Origin of the sequence: Planococcus sp. CPCC 101016 (genome assembly GCF_007859295.1) — a bacterium.
Lineage (GTDB): Bacteria > Bacillota > Bacilli > Bacillales_A > Planococcaceae > Planococcus.
In genome coordinates this window covers 87,930-103,660 of the sequence record NZ_VOHB01000004.1, presented here as the reverse complement: position 1 = coordinate 103,660, position 15,731 = coordinate 87,930, and the positions used below count along the sequence as shown (strand labels likewise).

Sequence of the window (15,731 nt, the reverse complement as noted above, 5' to 3'; positions counted from 1 at the left end):
TTTCCCCACTTCGTTCAATTGCAAAACCGAAAAAGGGACTTTTAATAAATAGCAAGAATGGTACACTGTTATACAAGGAGGGGATAGAATGACAGATACTACATATCAAATCATTGCTTTAACTATTTATCTTGCTGCCATGCTGTTTATTGGCTGGTATGCATATCGAAAGACAGCAGATTTATCCGACTACATGCTTGGTGGAAGGGGGCTTGGACCAGCAGTTGCAGCTCTTAGTGCCGGGGCATCGGATATGTCAGGGTGGCTCTTACTGGGCTTGCCGGGTGCTATTTACCTCGGTGGATTAGTTGAAGTATGGATCGCGATCGGTTTGACGATTGGTGCCTTTTTAAACTGGTTCTTCGTAGCACCGCGCTTGCGTATATATTCATTTGTTACTAGTGATTCCATTACGATTCCGAGTTTCCTGGAGAATCGCTTGAAAGACAAATCACGTTTATTAAGAATCGTTTCTGGTATTATTATCTTAATCTTTTTCACATTCTACGTTTCATCCGGAATGGTGGCTTCTGGTTTATTCTTCCAGAGTTCGTTCGGAATGGACTATCATTTAGGTCTTGTTCTAGGTTCGATTGTAGTTGTGGCCTATACCTTATTTGGCGGGTTCCTTGCCGTCAGCTATACGGATTTCGTGCAAGGTATCATGATGGTAGCGGCTCTGATCGCTGTACCGGCAATAGGAATTTTCGCTACAGGCGGATTTGGTGAAACCGCCGCAAGCATCCGTGAAGTAGATCCGAATATGTTGAGCCTGGTTTCCGGTGCATCGACTATTGGAGTTATTTCTGCTGTAGCGTGGGGGCTTGGTTATTTTGGCCAGCCGCACATCATTGTCCGTTTTATGGCCATTAAAACATTGAAGGAAGTCCGTATCGCTCGCCGCATCGGCATGGGCTGGATGATTTTCAGTCTTCTTGGAGCAACAGCAACTGCACTTATCGGGATTGCTTACTTCCAGCAAAATCCTGCAGCAACATTAGTAGATCCTGAATCGGTCTTTCTTGACTTGAGTCAGATTCTGTTCCATCCATTAATCGCTGGATTTGTTTTGGCAGCGGTTTTGGCAGCGGTTATGAGTACAATTTCTTCTCAGCTTTTGGTGAGCTCATCTGCTTTGATTGAAGATCTATACAAAATCGCTTTTAAAAAAGAATCTTCACCTAAAGGTTATGTGAATTTGGGCCGTATCGCTGTAGCACTTATCGCGGTCATTGCTGCATACCTTGCTTGGGAGCAAAACAATACCATTCTGGGATTAGTCGCTTATGCATGGGCAGGATTTGGTGCGGCTTTCGGACCAATCATTCTATTATCTTTATTCTGGCGCAAGCTAACTTCAAAAGGCGCCTTGGCCGGAATGATTGTAGGGGCTGTTACGGTCATCTTTTGGGATTTGATCGGAACAGCAGCAGAAGATCCTGGAGCAACTGAAATGACCAATTTCATGGGCAGTGTTTATGAAATCATTCCTGGTTTCTTCCTGTGTCTTCTTGTTACATGGCTTGTTAGCCTGGTAACATACAAACCGGATGCGCAAATTGATAAAGAGTTCGACGAAACAGTTCGTTTGATCAATGAAGACAAATAAATCTTAAATCAAAAAGGCGTACAGCTCCTTCACTTGAAGGGCTGTACGCCTTTTGTCGATTACAGGGTTATTTATCTCTTTGTTTTTGGAGAGCATTCTGTTTTTTGATTTCTTCCTGCAGGCGGAGCAATTCGGCTTTTCGTATAGGTGGTGCCTCTGTACGAATGATCTTAGTAAAGGACCAAAGCATCAATATCAGAAGTACCGTGAACGGCAGAGCTGATATAAGTGAAGCAGTTTGCAAAGCTCCCAATCCACCTGCATAGAGCAGAACTGCCGCAATTGCTGACATCAGCACACCCCAGACAACTTTAAAGACTGTAGGTGGATTCAAGCTTCCGTAGCTGGTCATTGAAGCTAGAATGTAAGTGGCCGAGTCGGCAGAAGTCACGAGGAACGTGAAAATCAGCAAGACTGCCAGAACTGACATGATGGTGCTCAAAGGAAGCACTTCAAAAGTTTGGAACAATGCTGAGGTCAGGTCATTATTGACTGCTTCGGCAATTCCAGTGCCTTGATTTAAGTCATACCAAAGTGCTGTTCCTCCAAAGACGGCAATCCAGACGCAGGCAATGGCAGGAGGAATGACCAATACCCCCAAAACAAATTCCCGAATGGTCCGTCCTTTGGATACACGTGCCACAAACGCACCGACGAATGGAGACCAGGCAGTCGACCAGGCCCAATAAAAGATTGTCCAACCCTGTACCCAAGCCCCATCTTCATAAGGCTCGAGGCGCAGGCTATAGGAGATAAAGTTGGTGACGTAGTCGCCCATTGCTAAAGTGAAGGTTTCCATGATGAAGACAGTCGGTCCTGCAATAAAGACGAATAGCATGAGGAGCAATGCCAGACCCAGATTCAGGTTGCTTAAGTATGCAATTCCTTTCTTCAAGCCGGTAGAAGAAGATATGGTATAGGCAATGAACATGACAACAATAATTGCCAATTGTATCGGAAAGGCATTTTCGATGCCGAAGACCGCATTCAGTCCCCCGTTCATTTGAAGTACACCCAAGCCTAGAGATGTAGCAATTCCCATCACTGTTGCAATAACTGCAAGGGAATCGATGGAATGTTTGACTAAAGGCTTTTTGCCAAGTACCGGTTCAAGCGCTGTAGAAACCAAGCCGGGTTTCTCTTTGCGAAACTGGAGAAATCCAATGACGAGTCCAACGATGGCAAAGACTGACCATTGGCTGATACCCCAGTGGAAAAACGAGTAACCCATGGCAATCCTTGCGGCTTCCGGTGTCTGTGCTTCAGTACCGAAAGGTGTAGTGAAAAAATGGCTCATTGGTTCGGCTACTCCCCAAAATACAAGCCCAGCTCCAAAACCGGCAGAAAATAGCATGCCGATCCATGTAAAGAATGGAAATTCCGGACGGTCGGTGTCGGCGCCAAGCCGGATGCCGCCGTATTTGGACAATGCGATGATGATGAGGAAGAGTGTAATGACAAAGACGGCAAGCAGGTAAAACCAGCCAAAATTCAAGGTAGTGAAACTGAATAAGCTTCCTGCTACTTCCTCGAATTGGACTGGCGTAGCCGCCCCTAAAACAACAAGTATAAGAATGATGGCGGCGGATACTATAAATACGGGATTCATAAATAATTTTCTATCCATCCTGACTCCCTACCTTCTATAAGTTTTTCTTAAGTTTTACCCTACCGAATAACTAGCAGAAAAACCACCCGTTTTGGTAAAAAAATCAAATTTTCTGATAATAATTATGGGAAGCCCTGTTTTAGGTTTCCCAGCTCTTGCAAAAAGGGAACTAGGGAGACAGTGGCGAACGGTATAACATAGCAAAAAAAGTGAGGTGCTTTATGGAGTTAGATCATATAGTTCATTTTGTAGGCGAAAACCCCAAGGAAGCGGCAGCCCAGTGGCGGAAAAAGGGATTCCACGCAGCTGTTGGAGGGCAACATCTAAAATGGGGCACGCACAATGCCCTGTTCTATTTGAAAGACAGTTATATTGAGTGGCTGTCCGTGGAAAACGAAAAAATTGCGTCTCAAGCTGAGCATCCGCTAACACGGTTGCTGCTGCATGACCAAATCGGTTTTGGGACGATTTGTTTACGGACTGAAAATATCAGAAAAACGAACGAAGACTTAGAAGGCCGTGGAATTAAAACCACAGGAGTTCTGAATGCAGAGCGGCGGACTGAAGCTGGGCAGTTAATCAAGTGGAAAATGCTATTCATTGAAGAAGAGGTATCCGCACAGCTGCCTTTTCCATTTTTCATCGAATGGGAAGAAACAGGTGAACAGCGCTATAAACAGTTGCGCGCTAACGGCGCTATTCAAGCATTGAACGAAACGCTTTCAATCGATTCCTGCGTTTTTGGTGTATGGGATGTAGAAGAAGCTGCTGATAAATGGCGAAAGCTTCTAGGCGGAAGTCTTGATTTGTCCAATTGCCGCATTGTATTCAGAAAAACCAATCAGCAGCAGGAACGTCTGGAAGAAGTGAACTTTACTGGTGGGGAAACGGAAGTGGAGTTTGAGCAGGGATTGTACCGGCTGCCGCTCCTATAGTTTAGCGGCAGTACAACTGTGGTAAAATAGATGAATTGAGTGGGAATTTTCCTTTCCTGACAAAGGAGGACATGATAAATGGATGAATTACAAGAAAGAGCGGTCATTGTCGGTGTCCAGCTTCAAAAAGATCTTCATTTCACATATGGAATGGAAGAATTGCATAATTTAGCAGAAGCCTGCAATGTGGAGGTTGTCGGGGAGGTCACACAAAACCTGGATCGCATCAATCCCTCCCATTATGTAGGAAGCGGCAAAGTAGAAGAAATTAAAACCTTCTACGAAGAGGCAGATGCGAATCTGGTGATTTTTAACGATGAGCTATCGCCTTCGCAAATCCGAAATTTGGAAGAAGACCTGGAGTGCAAAGTTATTGACCGGACTATGCTGATTCTGGACATCTTCTCAAGGCGGGCAAAAACGCGTGAAGCTCAGGTACAGGTGGAATTGGCGCAGCTTCAGTACATGCTGCCGCGCTTAATTGGCCTTCGCGCTTCGCTTGGCCGTCAAGGCGGAAGCAGCAGTGGTGGTGTAGCCAACCGTGGAGCCGGAGAAACAAAGCTTGAACTCGACCGCCGGAAAATTGAAGAGCAGATTTCGAAGCTTCATAAAGAGCTTGAGCATATCAAAGATCAGCGTGTCACCCAGCGCAAGCAGCGTACCAAAAAAGGCATGCCTGTCGTGTCTTTGGTCGGCTATACGAATGCTGGAAAATCGACAGTGATGAATGGCTTGTTGGCTAAAACCGGACAGAATGAGGAGAAGCAGGTATTTGAAAAGGACATGCTGTTTGCCACATTGGAAACATCCGTCCGGCAGATTCGCCTGGAAGACAATAAAAGCTTCTTGCTGACAGATACAGTTGGGTTTGTCAGCAAACTGCCTCATCATTTAGTGAAGGCGTTCCGGTCTACATTAGAGGAAGCTCGAAACGCAGATTTGTTGCTGCATGTCGTGGACGTTTCCAATGAAGAGCACCGCTATATGATGGAAGTGACCAATCAAACTCTGCGGGCAGTTGGAGTAGAGAATGTGCCAACGCTATACGTCTTCAATAAATCCGATTTGGCCGGAGTCCGTTACCCAGTAGTGAATGGAGACGGTTTATGGATGGCTGCCAAAGAAGGCCAAGGCTTAGATGAACTGTTGGAAGTCGTTAAAAAACGCATTTTTGCCGATTATGTTACTTGCCGCATGGTCGTTCCTTTTGATCGCGGAGACATTGTCGCTTATCTGAATGAACATGCCAGCATTCTGGAAACGGAATACGAAGAGGAAGGCACTGTATTGAAAGTGGAATTGAGCCATGCGGATCACGAGCGCTATCAAGAGTTTGTCATCGGCAAATAGAAAAGGAAAAGGCACATCTCAAAACTTGAGATGTGCCTTTTCAGCATGTTGAAGAAGTCTTCAGGCTTTCTTATTGCTGGAATTGGATGCGATGGAGATTTGCGAAAATGCCGTCGCTTTCCAACAATTCACTGTAACCGCCTTGCTCGGCAATGCCGTCTTCCGTTACTACAATTACGCGGTCAGCATCGCGAATGGTGGCGAGACGATGGGCGATGATCAAAGTGGTACGGTTTTCAGCGAGTTCAGCCAATGCTTCCTGAATGACTCGCTCTGTTTGCGTATCGAGTGCAGACGTAGCTTCATCCAGAATCAGGATGGGCGGGTTTTTCAGGAACATGCGAGCGATAGCAAGGCGCTGTTTTTGGCCGCCGGACAATTTCAGTCCACGTTCCCCGATCTGGGTGTCATAGCCTTGTGGCAGTTTTAATACAAAATCTTCAAGATGAGCTTTTTTAGCAGCAGCTAAAATCTCTTCTTCGCTGGCATCGCGCTTGCCGTATGCAATGTTTTCGCGAATGGTTCCCGTAAACAGGAAGACGTCCTGCTGCACAATGCCGATCTGTGAACGCAGGGAATGCTTGGTCATATCCCGGATGTCCATGCCGTCAATAGAGATGCTTCCCTGTTGAATGTCATAGAACCGGGGAATCAATGAACAAATAGTTGTTTTCCCGGCTCCTGAAGGGCCAACGAACGCAACGGTTTCCCCGTCCTGAAGTTTCAAGTCAATGCCTGACAAAACGGGTTTATTGTCATCATAGCCGAAATGGACATTATCGAAGGTGATATTGCCGTTTAATTTCTGGACGGCTACCGCACCTTTCCGGTCGTTGATGTCTGGTGCCTGGTCAATCAGGTCACGGAATCGGCTGAAGCCGGCCATGCCCTTTGGATACAGTTCAAGCAATGCACTGATTTTGTCAATCGGTTTGATCAGTACATTCAAGAACAGAACGAAGCTGACGAGTTCACCATAAGACAATTCACCTTGAAAATTGAGCCATGCTCCGTAAACCAGCACAATTAAAGTCAGAAGACGAGTCATCATATAGATGCTTGAATGTGTCGCTGCCATCACTTTATAAGCAACGATTTTGGCCAGACGGAAGCGGTCGTTATCCGTTTTAAAACGCTCGATTTCAAATTCTTCATTCGTAAACGACTGCACGACTCGTGCACCTGACACACTGTCTTCTACTCGGCCGTTAACATCAGCGATTTTTCCATACATGCTGCCCCAGGCTTGGTTCATCTTCACATTACAGAAAGTGATAAGCCAGATTAGGAACGGAATGACGATTAAAGTCACAAGCGCCAGTTTGGGGTTGATCCAGAACATAATGCCGAATGCTCCGAAGAACGTCATGATAGCGATGAAAAAATCTTCAGGTCCATGATGGGCAAGTTCACCAATATCAAAAAGATCGTTGGTGACGCGGCTCATGATATGTCCGGTCTTAGTGTTGTCAAAGAAACGGAACGATTGCCGCTGGACATGAGTGAATAGTTCTTCACGCATATCCGTTTCGATATTGATGCCCAGTTTATGTCCAAGATAGCTGACGATATACTGCAAGAAGGTGCTTAATAGGAATACGGCCAACAGCAGGAAACTGACGGTAGTGATAGTTCCCCAATTGCCGCTTGGCAGCAGATCGTCGATAAACCATTGAACAGCGACTGGAAATGCGAGTTCCAGGATAGCCACAAAGACGGCGCTGGAAAAATCAATGATAAAGAGCCGTTTATGCGGCTTGTAATAACTAAAAAAATGTTTTAATCTCAAAAATTCCACCTCGTTTTTTTCTCACAATAAAAAGTATAATCGAAATTGATGAAATAAACGAACAGAATTAGGGTAAATAGTGAATATGAAACTTTTCCCAACATTTTTCGTAGAATAGACAGGTTTGAATTATAAGGAAATTAAAATAAACTGACAGGAGGATGATCATTTTGAAAAAATGGATCATGTTTATGAGTACAGCCACTTTAGCCATCGGCCTTTCAGCTTGTGGAGAAACAGCGGAACCGGCATCTGGAGATGAATCGGCAAAAGGTGAAGACAGCGATTTAACTGCAGAAGAGGTGTACACAAAATCAGTTGAAGCTTCTGGGGAAATTACAGGGCTGCATGCAGATATTGTAACCGATCAAGTGATGACTATGCAGCCGGACGGCATGGTGATCAACATGAAGGTGGACTCCGCGATGGACATGGCAACTGATCCACTGGCTTTCCATCAAACAGCAGAGACTTCCATTGTTTCAGAAGACATTGAGAATACCAATCCGATGAATATGGAAATGTATTTTGCAGAAGAAGGCTTGTACATGTACGAAGAAACAATGGATACTTGGTTAAAAATGCCGGATGAAAGCATTGAAGATTTAAAGGGGCTGGCAGACCAGCAGACAGCCGATCCATCTCAACAACTGGAAGAATTGGCTGAGTTCCAAAATGATTTTACTTTTGAGCAAACAGCAGATGAGTACATTTTGACGCTTGATGCTTCAGGAGAAAAGTTTAAGGAGTTAATGGATCAGCAGTTGGAGAAAACTTTGGGCCAAATGGAAATCGAAGCGCAGATGGGACTCGAAGACATGACCATTCATTCGGTAAATTACATCATCAATATTGATAAAGAGACCTTCCTGACGAACAACATGAACATGAAAATGGACATGGATATGAATATAGAAGGGGAACCGATGAACATTAAATCAGACATACAGGCTGATTACAGCGAATACAATGAAATCGAAGCGATTGCTGTACCGGCAGAAGTAATAGAGCAAGCGCAAGAAATCGCGGGTTAAGTCGGTGAGCTAAACTTCATGCTGCTCATTCGGCAGACTAGCGGGATCAAATTGAAAAGCAAACAAGGAGTATGCCATGCCGGTATACTCTTTGTTTGCTTTTTAATTATTTGACAAAGTTTTGACAAAAGAGCCGTATTCTCAGCTAACTGAAAATTATTCTCATTTAATCATTGACTCTGTTTCCATGCATGATATACTAAAACCTGTACGGAAGTGATAATGATTATCACTATCGAATAATCAATAAGGATTTATTGAGGACAGATGAGGGACAGTAATGAAGAAACGTTATTTAATACCAACATTAATCATACTGTCGATCGTTTCCTTGTTTGTTGGAGTGAGCAGTATCAGTATTATTGATTTGCTTGACTTCCAATCGGAAGAGACACAGATATTCCTGATCAGCCGTCTGCCAAGGCTGGTCGCGATTTTGCTGGCGGGTGCAGGGATGAGTATGGCAGGACTCATCATGCAGCAGTTAAGCCGCAATAAGTTCGTGTCTCCGACAACGGCAGGTACATTGGACGCCACTCGGCTTGGGATTCTTGTGTCGATGCTGTTGTTCGCAAATGCATCGATGCTGGAAAAAATGACAGTGGCCTTCGCTTTTGCGCTTGCCGGCACGTTCCTTTTCATGCAAATTCTAAACCGCATCAAATTCAAAGATGCCATATTCATTCCTTTGGTCGGTTTGATGTTTGGAAACATCCTGTCTTCCATCACAACGTTTTTCGCTTACCGAGCGGACGTGATTCAGAATATGTCCGCTTGGCTGCAAGGTGACTTTTCGATGGTTATGAAGGGAAGTTATGAACTTCTCTACATCAGTGTTCCGGTCTTTATCATCGCTTATTTGTACGCCAACCGTTTTACGGTTGCAGGCATGGGCGAAGATTTCTCCAAAAATTTGGGGATGAAATACCGGAGTGTGGTCAACATCGGGTTGGTGCTCGTAGCTTTGATTACAGCGACAGTTGTTTTGACGGTGGGGGTTATCCCGTTTCTCGGGTTGATCATTCCGAACATTGTATCGATCTTCAAAGGAGATCATTTACAAAAAACATTGCCGCATACTGCAATGCTTGGAGCTATTTTCTTGCTGGTGTGCGATATCTTGGGAAGAGTGCTGATTTACCCGTATGAGATTTCCATCAGCTTGATGGTCGGCGTTATTGGAAGCTTTATTTTCCTCTTCTTATTGTTTAGGAGGAAAGCATATGCGTGACCTACATAAGATGCTCATATTAGTCGGCTTGGCTTTAGCGGCTTGTGGAGTATACCTGTTCCAGGATTTGAACGGAAGTTTTGATTATGCATTGCCAAGACGTGGTGTCAAAGTGTTTGCCATGGTGTTGACTGGAGTTGCTATCGCCTATGCGACGGTTGTCTTTCAGACAATTACCCATAACCGGATATTGACGCCGAGCATTATGGGTTTGGATTCACTGTATATGCTGCTTCAAACATTGCTGATCTTTTTCCTTGGTTCAGATCATATTACAATCGTCAACAAGCAAGTGAATTTCTTGCTGTCGATCGCCGTAATGGTGATATTCGCGTTGTTATTCTACCGCTTGCTTTTCAAAAAGAACGATCGGCCGATTTACTTTCTTTTGTTGGTCGGCATCATTTGCGGAACATTTTTCGGCAGTATTACCACCTTTTTGCAAGTCCTGATTGACCCCAATGAATTTTCAATCATCCAAGACCGGATGTTTGCCAGCTTTAATAATGTTAATTCAGATTTGGTATGGACCTCCCTGGTCATTATTACTTTGTTGATTGCATTTGCTTGGAAACAAAATGCATCTTTGGATGTTCTGACGTTGGGACGCGATACAGCGATTAATCTTGGTGTAAACTACGATGCATTGGTGAAACAAATGCTTGTGCTGTCAGCTGTCTTAATTGCGATTGCCACGGCGCTGGTTGGACCGATTACCTTTTTCGGTTTGATTGTCGCAAACTTATCTTATCAATTCTTCACTTCATATAAACATTCATTTTTATTGACAGGATCTATTGTTATCAGTGTAGTAGCCTTGGTCGGTGGCCAGTGGGTAGTGGAGCGGATCTTCACTTTCAACACGACATTGAGCGTTATCATCAATTTCATCGGTGGAATTTACTTCATCTATCTACTATTAAAGGAGAGTCGATCTAAATGATCCAAGTTCGTGAATTGACAAAGCTGTACGGAAAAAAACAAGTTGTGGAAAACGTCTCTGTTGATATTCAGCGCGGTCAAATTACGTCTTTTATCGGACCGAACGGTGCGGGGAAATCCACACTGCTTTCTATGGTCAGCCGTCTTTTGGATGCAGATACCGGTGAAGTTCTCATTGATTCAACCAATACAAAAAAGTTGAAATCCAATGAGTTCTCAAAACGCGTGTCGATTTTAAAGCAGTCTAACTATATGAATGTCCGTTTGACGATTCGCGAGCTTGTCTCTTTTGGCCGCTTTCCTTATTCAAAAGGTCGGCTCAATGATGAAGATGAAAAAATGGTGGATCAGTCGATCGATTATATGGATTTGAAGGAAATGGAGAACTCCTATCTGGATGAACTTTCAGGGGGGCAACGCCAGCGCGCATTTATTGCAATGGTCATTGCGCAAGACACGGATTATATCCTCTTGGATGAACCCTTGAACAACCTGGATATGAAACACTCTGTTCAAATCATGAAGATTCTGCGCCGTTTGGTCGATGACCTTGGCAAAACAGTAGTTATCGTCCTTCATGACATCAACTTTGCGTCTGTGTACTCGGATCGCATCGTGGCCTTAAAAAATGGCCGGGTAGTGAAAGACGGTACGACTGAAGAGATTATCCAGAGTGCTGCATTAAAAGAAATCTACGATATGGATATTCCGATTCAGCAGATGAACAATTGCCGAATTTGCGTGTATTTCAATTCTTAAAAAAAGAGGAGCTTGAAACGAAATGAAAAAATGGTTATTGGTCGCATTTACTTTAATGATGGTCGCATTCCTGGCAGCTTGTGGATCAACTGAAGAAACAACAGAATCCGATACAGCGAATGCTGAGGCGGAAGAGACGGAAGAAATGACAGTTACTCATGAGCTTGGTGAAACGACTTTCAACAAAAATCCTGAAAAAGTAGTCGTATTTGATTATGGTGTCCTTGATTCAATGGATAAATTAGGCGTTGAAGCTGTGGCGGGAGTTCCACAGGAATCATTACCAACTTATCTTGAAAAATATGCAGATGCTGAAAAGTATGAAAATGTTGGTACATTGAAAGAAGCGGATTTCGAAGCGATCAATGCAATGGAGCCGGACTTGATCATTATTTCTGGACGTCAAGCTGATATGTACCAAGAGTTTTCCGATATTGCCCCAACGATCCATATGGCTGTAGATACTACGGATTATATGGCATCATTCGAATCAAACATGAATACGCTTGGTGAAATCTTTGGTAAAGAAGATCAAATGGCTGAAGAATTAGCGGCAATTGATACGCAAATTGAAGAAGTAAAAGCGACAGTAAGCGATTCTGATGAAAAAGCATTGATTGTTCTCGCAAACGAAGGCAAAGTAAGTGCTTATGGAGCAGCTTCGCGCTTCGGCATCATCCATGATGTATTCGGCGTAAAACAAGCTGACGAAGGCATTGAAGCTTCCACCCACGGACAAAGCATTTCTTACGAATACATTTTGGAAACAAATCCCGACATGATGTTCGTAGTGGATCGTAACGCGGTTGTTGGAAATGGTGCAAGTGCAGCAGATTCTCTTGAAAATGAATTAGTTGAAAAAACAAGTGCTGCTCAGAATGATAAAATCATCTACTTGGATCCAGATTTTTGGTACTTGTCAGGTGGCGGATTGCAATCTGTCGCTCAAATGGTAACAGATGTACAATCGGCGTTTGAATAAAAAATAACTTCAATCAGCAGGGATCTTCTATCCTTGCTGATTTTTTTGATTTTTTACTGGTGTAGGCTCATCAGTTGTTGGTCCATTCAGTCCGGTTTGCTGATAGGCTGAGCGGGCTTTTCATTTTGCTTATGATAAACTGTAAGTAACGATAAGAGAGGGTGGATGTTGCCATGAAGCGTATTTTTTATCCGCTGGCAGTAGCGACTTTACTCGGCTTCTTTGCTATACTTGTCAACTACTCCAGTGACGAAATTATCGAAATCGATCAATCAGCAGCAGCACTGCTTGCTGGTCAGAAGCTGCTCGCCGGTATGTCGTTTATAGGTGATCCGTGGATGATAGTTACTGTCAGTCTTATCTTGCTTATCTATCTCTGGCTGATACGAAAAAATTATCGGGGAATGCTGTTCGTATTTCTCGCCGTAGGTGTCGGGAATGTCTTGAACCAATCCATGAAAATATGGTTCGAACGTCCACGCCCAGAATTGCCGCACGGCCTGGACTCTTTCAGTTTTCCTTCAAACCATGCTATGGTTGGCTTATTGTATCTTTTTACACTTGCTTATTTCGTCACAGAAAGCAGTGATTCCCGAGCGAAGAAATCGGCAGTTTGGCTAGTGGCTGCTGCGTTGGCAGTCATTGTCGCATTATCGAGAGTAGCAGGAGGAGAACATTATTTCTCTGACATAACAGCGGGACTTTTCGCCGGTTATGCCTGGTTCGTAGCAATTGCCGTTTGGTACGAAATACGTGAACGTCTGTTTCGCAAAAAATTGGAAAATCAAAAAGAAGAGGAATCTCTGGAGTAGCCAGAAATTCCTCTTCTTTTGGTGTATTAAGAAGTTGGTTTTTGCGGAGTAGGTGCTTCTCCCAGCTGGTTCAACCGATGCGCAAAAGAATCGTTGCTGCCTGTCGGTGAACCATGCAAAACATCCTGCATTGAGTAAGCTTGTGAACCGTGTTCTGAAAAGTCCAAACCTGCTTCTTCTTCTTCAGCAGTGACTCTGAGTGGAACAATGCTGCCAATAGCCAACAATACCAGTCCGGTTGAAATTGAAGCCCAGGCAATTACTGCAAAAACACCGACTGCCTGGATGCCGAGTATTTCCGCTCCGCCTCCGTAAAGCAATCCACCAGTAGTATCAAATAAGCCGATTGCAAGCGTCCCCCAGATACCTGCAATACCGTGAACGGAAATAGCTCCGACCGGATCATCGACCCGAATTTTAGAATCAAGCAAGCGAATAGCTTCAGTCATGATAACCCCGGCTATTAAACCGATGGCGATGGCGCCGACGAGTGAAACGTTCGCTGCCCCGGCTGTTATACCGACAAGGCCTGCAAGTGCACCGTTCATTGTCAAGGAAGCGTCAATACGACCATAGCGCAAATGTGTATAGCCAGCGGTGGCAATAACGCCGGCAGAAGCTGCCAATAGTGTATTGGCGATTACGGGAGGCACGAGGGCCGGATCGGCCGCCAAGGTACTGCCTCCGTTAAAGCCGAACCATCCAAGCCAGAGTATGAAAACACCCAATGCACCTAGCGGTAAACTATGGCCAGGAATCGTATTCACGGTTTTTCCGCTGTACTTGCCAATGCGGGGACCGATTTTCCAAGCAGCGACAAATGCGGCGACTGCACCAGTTAAATGCACGACAGTTGAGCCGGCGAAATCAATAAATCCGATCTGCGACAGCCAGCCGCCACCCCATACCCAATGTCCGACAATCGGATAAATAACTGCGGTCATAGCGATTGTCAATAAAATATAAGCAGATAAATGCATCCGTTCGGCTACAGCTCCCGAAATGATTGTTGCGCAAGTGGCGGCGAAAACGGCCTGGAAGACGAAGAATCCAATGTCTTCAACACCTGATAAGGCAAATCCTTCTGTACCAATCAATCCAAAAGATGAAGGGCCAAACATAAGAGCGTATCCGACAATAAAATAAAGAATCGACCCAAGCGAAACGGTGATCATGTTTTTCATTAAAATGTTCAAGGTGTTTTTAGAACGCGTAAATCCTGATTCCACCATAGCAAATCCTGCGTGCATAAAAAATACCAACATAGCTCCGAGCATCACCCATAACATATCTACTGAACTTTGAACTGCTTCCATCAAATCTCCTCCTTATCCAATCGCGACTGCGCCGCGTTCTTTTGTTCTGATTCTTATAGCTTCTTCGACAGGGAAAATGAAAATTTTACCGTCTCCAACCTGGCCGGTTGAAGCGTATTCGAGTAAAGCTTGAATGATATCTTCGACTTTGTCGTCACTCACTACCATCTCTAATTTTAGTTTTGGAGAAAATTCCATGGTATAGGCATTCCCTCGGAAAAGCCCGACTCTGCCTTCCTGCTTTCCGATTCCAGCAATTTCCGTTACACTCAAACCGTCTATTCCTTCAAGTGCCAAAGCTTGGCGAACGTCTGCAAAAACGGATGGTCGGATGATTGTTTCAATCTTTTTCATATCTTCTCCTCCTCAATGTTAGGTTTGTTAACATATTAATTTATATTTTCTGATAATGCAAGGGTTTTTTTGTTTATATGTTAGGTTTCCTTACATTATTGAAAATAAAACTGTAGAAGTTTCTATTTCTGAGATCGATTAAGCTATTTCTTTTCTGCTCTTTTATTGAAATAATGAAGAAAAGTTGGGCAGTTCATGTCTTTATAAATCGTTCGCTGCGGAAAAAGCCGGGCGCTGGTTAAAAGTACGGTTTTAAGGTTCGCTGTATATACTAAAAATTATTGGGAGTGAAATGTAATGTATAGAATTCCAACTGAATTAGCTGAATTGGGGAAACGAAGAATTGAAGGTTATCCGGTAGAGGGGTTTGTATGGGGAAGTGGACCAGAAAATCCGGCAATTATGCTGGTAGGGGAAGCGCCAGGAGAAAATGAAGTGGAAACAGGCATCCCCTTTACGGGGCGAGCGGGAAAAGAATTGATGACCTCTTTGCGAAGTGTGGGGTTGGAGAGAGAAGATGTCTATATTACAAGTGCAGTCCGAAGCAGGCCTTATAAATGGGGGATTAAAAAACAGCGCAATGGAGAAATTATCGAAAGGAAATATAATCGGGCACCGACTAAAAAAGAAATTATTGCGCATGCTCCTATTTTGGATAAGGAGATCCGAGATGTTCACCCTCCATTAATTGTGACATTAGGAAATGTCGGTTTGCAGCGATTAATCGGTCCAAAGGCAAAAGTCACGGAACTTCACGGTGTCCTAATGGAAACACCAATTTTATACTGGGATGATGAAGGAAGTGAATTCAAAAAAACTGATGAAATTTATCATATCTTTCCTACTTTTCATCCTGCAAGCGTTTTTTACAATCCTCCTGTCCGCGCATTAAAAGATGCCGATTGGCTGAAATTGAAGGAATTAATTAGAGAAGTGAAATGAACGAATAGTTCAAAATCTTTCTTTGTTAAAAAAAGTTGCACAAAGGAAACTTTAGTCGTACAATAAC

The 15,731-nt window shown here is 43.9% G+C and carries 14 protein-coding genes; 10 read left to right on the top strand and 4 right to left on the bottom strand.

The window, feature by feature from the left end; genetic code table 11:
* The first annotated feature begins 88 nt into the window (after window positions 1-88).
* Window positions 89-1,609: a sodium/proline symporter PutP gene (gene putP, locus FQV26_RS14820; protein ID WP_146558316.1), complete on the top strand. Its 1,521-nt coding sequence runs from the start codon at window positions 89-91 to the stop codon at window positions 1,607-1,609.
* Between the two features lie 67 nt (window positions 1,610-1,676).
* On the opposite strand, the gene FQV26_RS14815 is transcribed toward putP, so the two are convergent.
* Complete coding sequence (locus FQV26_RS14815) at window positions 1,677-3,236, bottom strand: BCCT family transporter (RefSeq protein WP_146558315.1); 1,560 nt, start codon at window positions 3,234-3,236, stop codon at window positions 1,677-1,679.
* Window positions 3,237-3,439: 203 nt separating this feature from the next.
* Here FQV26_RS14815 and FQV26_RS14810 point away from each other — a divergent pair, with 203 nt between their 5' ends.
* Together FQV26_RS14810 and hflX are read left to right on the top strand one after the other, a co-directional pair.
* Window positions 3,440-4,153 (top strand): VOC family protein, encoded by a 714-nt coding sequence (locus tag FQV26_RS14810; RefSeq protein WP_146558314.1) that lies wholly within the window; start codon window positions 3,440-3,442, stop codon window positions 4,151-4,153.
* A gap of 78 nt (window positions 4,154-4,231) precedes the next feature.
* The gene (gene hflX, locus FQV26_RS14805) at window positions 4,232-5,503 is read left to right on the top strand and encodes a GTPase HflX (protein ID WP_146558313.1); all 1,272 of its coding nucleotides are present in this window, start codon (window positions 4,232-4,234) and stop codon (window positions 5,501-5,503) included.
* A 70-nt stretch (window positions 5,504-5,573) separates the two neighbouring features.
* On the opposite strand, the gene FQV26_RS14800 is transcribed toward hflX, so the two are convergent.
* The gene (locus tag FQV26_RS14800; protein WP_146558312.1) at window positions 5,574-7,292 is read right to left on the bottom strand and encodes an ABC transporter ATP-binding protein; all 1,719 of its coding nucleotides are present in this window, start codon (window positions 7,290-7,292) and stop codon (window positions 5,574-5,576) included.
* Between the two features lie 170 nt (window positions 7,293-7,462).
* Here FQV26_RS14800 and FQV26_RS14795 point away from each other — a divergent pair, with 170 nt between their 5' ends.
* The 6 genes from FQV26_RS14795 to FQV26_RS14770 all read left to right on the top strand — a co-directional run bounded on the left by FQV26_RS14795 (window position 7,463) and on the right by FQV26_RS14770 (window position 13,052).
* On the top strand, window positions 7,463-8,326 hold the full coding sequence (locus FQV26_RS14795) for a DUF6612 family protein (protein WP_146558311.1): 864 nt from the start codon (window positions 7,463-7,465) through the stop codon (window positions 8,324-8,326).
* A gap of 280 nt (window positions 8,327-8,606) precedes the next feature.
* Window positions 8,607-9,557: an ABC transporter permease gene (locus tag FQV26_RS14790; RefSeq protein ID WP_146558310.1), complete on the top strand. Its 951-nt coding sequence runs from the start codon at window positions 8,607-8,609 to the stop codon at window positions 9,555-9,557.
* Window positions 9,550-10,500 carry an iron chelate uptake ABC transporter family permease subunit gene (locus FQV26_RS14785; RefSeq protein ID WP_146558309.1) on the top strand — a complete coding sequence of 317 codons (951 nt, stop codon included), beginning with the start codon at window positions 9,550-9,552 and terminating at the stop codon, window positions 10,498-10,500. Before FQV26_RS14790 ends, FQV26_RS14785 begins: the two co-directional genes overlap by 8 nt.
* Entirely contained in the window at window positions 10,497-11,258 is a 762-nt protein-coding gene (locus FQV26_RS14780; RefSeq protein WP_146558308.1) for an iron ABC transporter ATP-binding protein, read from the top strand. The genes FQV26_RS14785 and FQV26_RS14780 overlap by 4 nt, the downstream gene beginning before the upstream one ends.
* Before the next feature lie 22 nt (window positions 11,259-11,280).
* Window positions 11,281-12,240, top strand: a complete 960-nt coding sequence (locus FQV26_RS14775) for a siderophore ABC transporter substrate-binding protein (RefSeq protein ID WP_146558307.1) — start codon at window positions 11,281-11,283, stop codon at window positions 12,238-12,240.
* Between the two features lie 173 nt (window positions 12,241-12,413).
* A complete protein-coding gene (locus FQV26_RS14770) occupies window positions 12,414-13,052 on the top strand; it encodes a phosphatase PAP2 family protein (protein ID WP_146558306.1) in 639 nt (212 codons plus the stop codon).
* Window positions 13,053-13,078: 26 nt separating this feature from the next.
* Here FQV26_RS14770 and FQV26_RS14765 read toward each other — a convergent pair whose 3' ends face one another.
* Together FQV26_RS14765 and FQV26_RS14760 are read right to left on the bottom strand one after the other, a co-directional pair.
* Window positions 13,079-14,368, bottom strand: coding sequence for an ammonium transporter (locus tag FQV26_RS14765; RefSeq protein WP_146558305.1), 1,290 nt, complete (start codon window positions 14,366-14,368; stop codon window positions 13,079-13,081).
* A gap of 12 nt (window positions 14,369-14,380) precedes the next feature.
* Entirely contained in the window at window positions 14,381-14,722 is a 342-nt protein-coding gene (locus FQV26_RS14760) for a P-II family nitrogen regulator (RefSeq protein ID WP_146558304.1), read from the bottom strand.
* A 297-nt stretch (window positions 14,723-15,019) separates the two neighbouring features.
* Between FQV26_RS14760 and FQV26_RS14755 the strand changes: the two genes are divergently transcribed.
* Window positions 15,020-15,664 carry a uracil-DNA glycosylase gene (locus FQV26_RS14755; protein ID WP_146558303.1) on the top strand — a complete coding sequence of 215 codons (645 nt, stop codon included), beginning with the start codon at window positions 15,020-15,022 and terminating at the stop codon, window positions 15,662-15,664.
* Window positions 15,665-15,731: the final 67 nt, after the last annotated feature.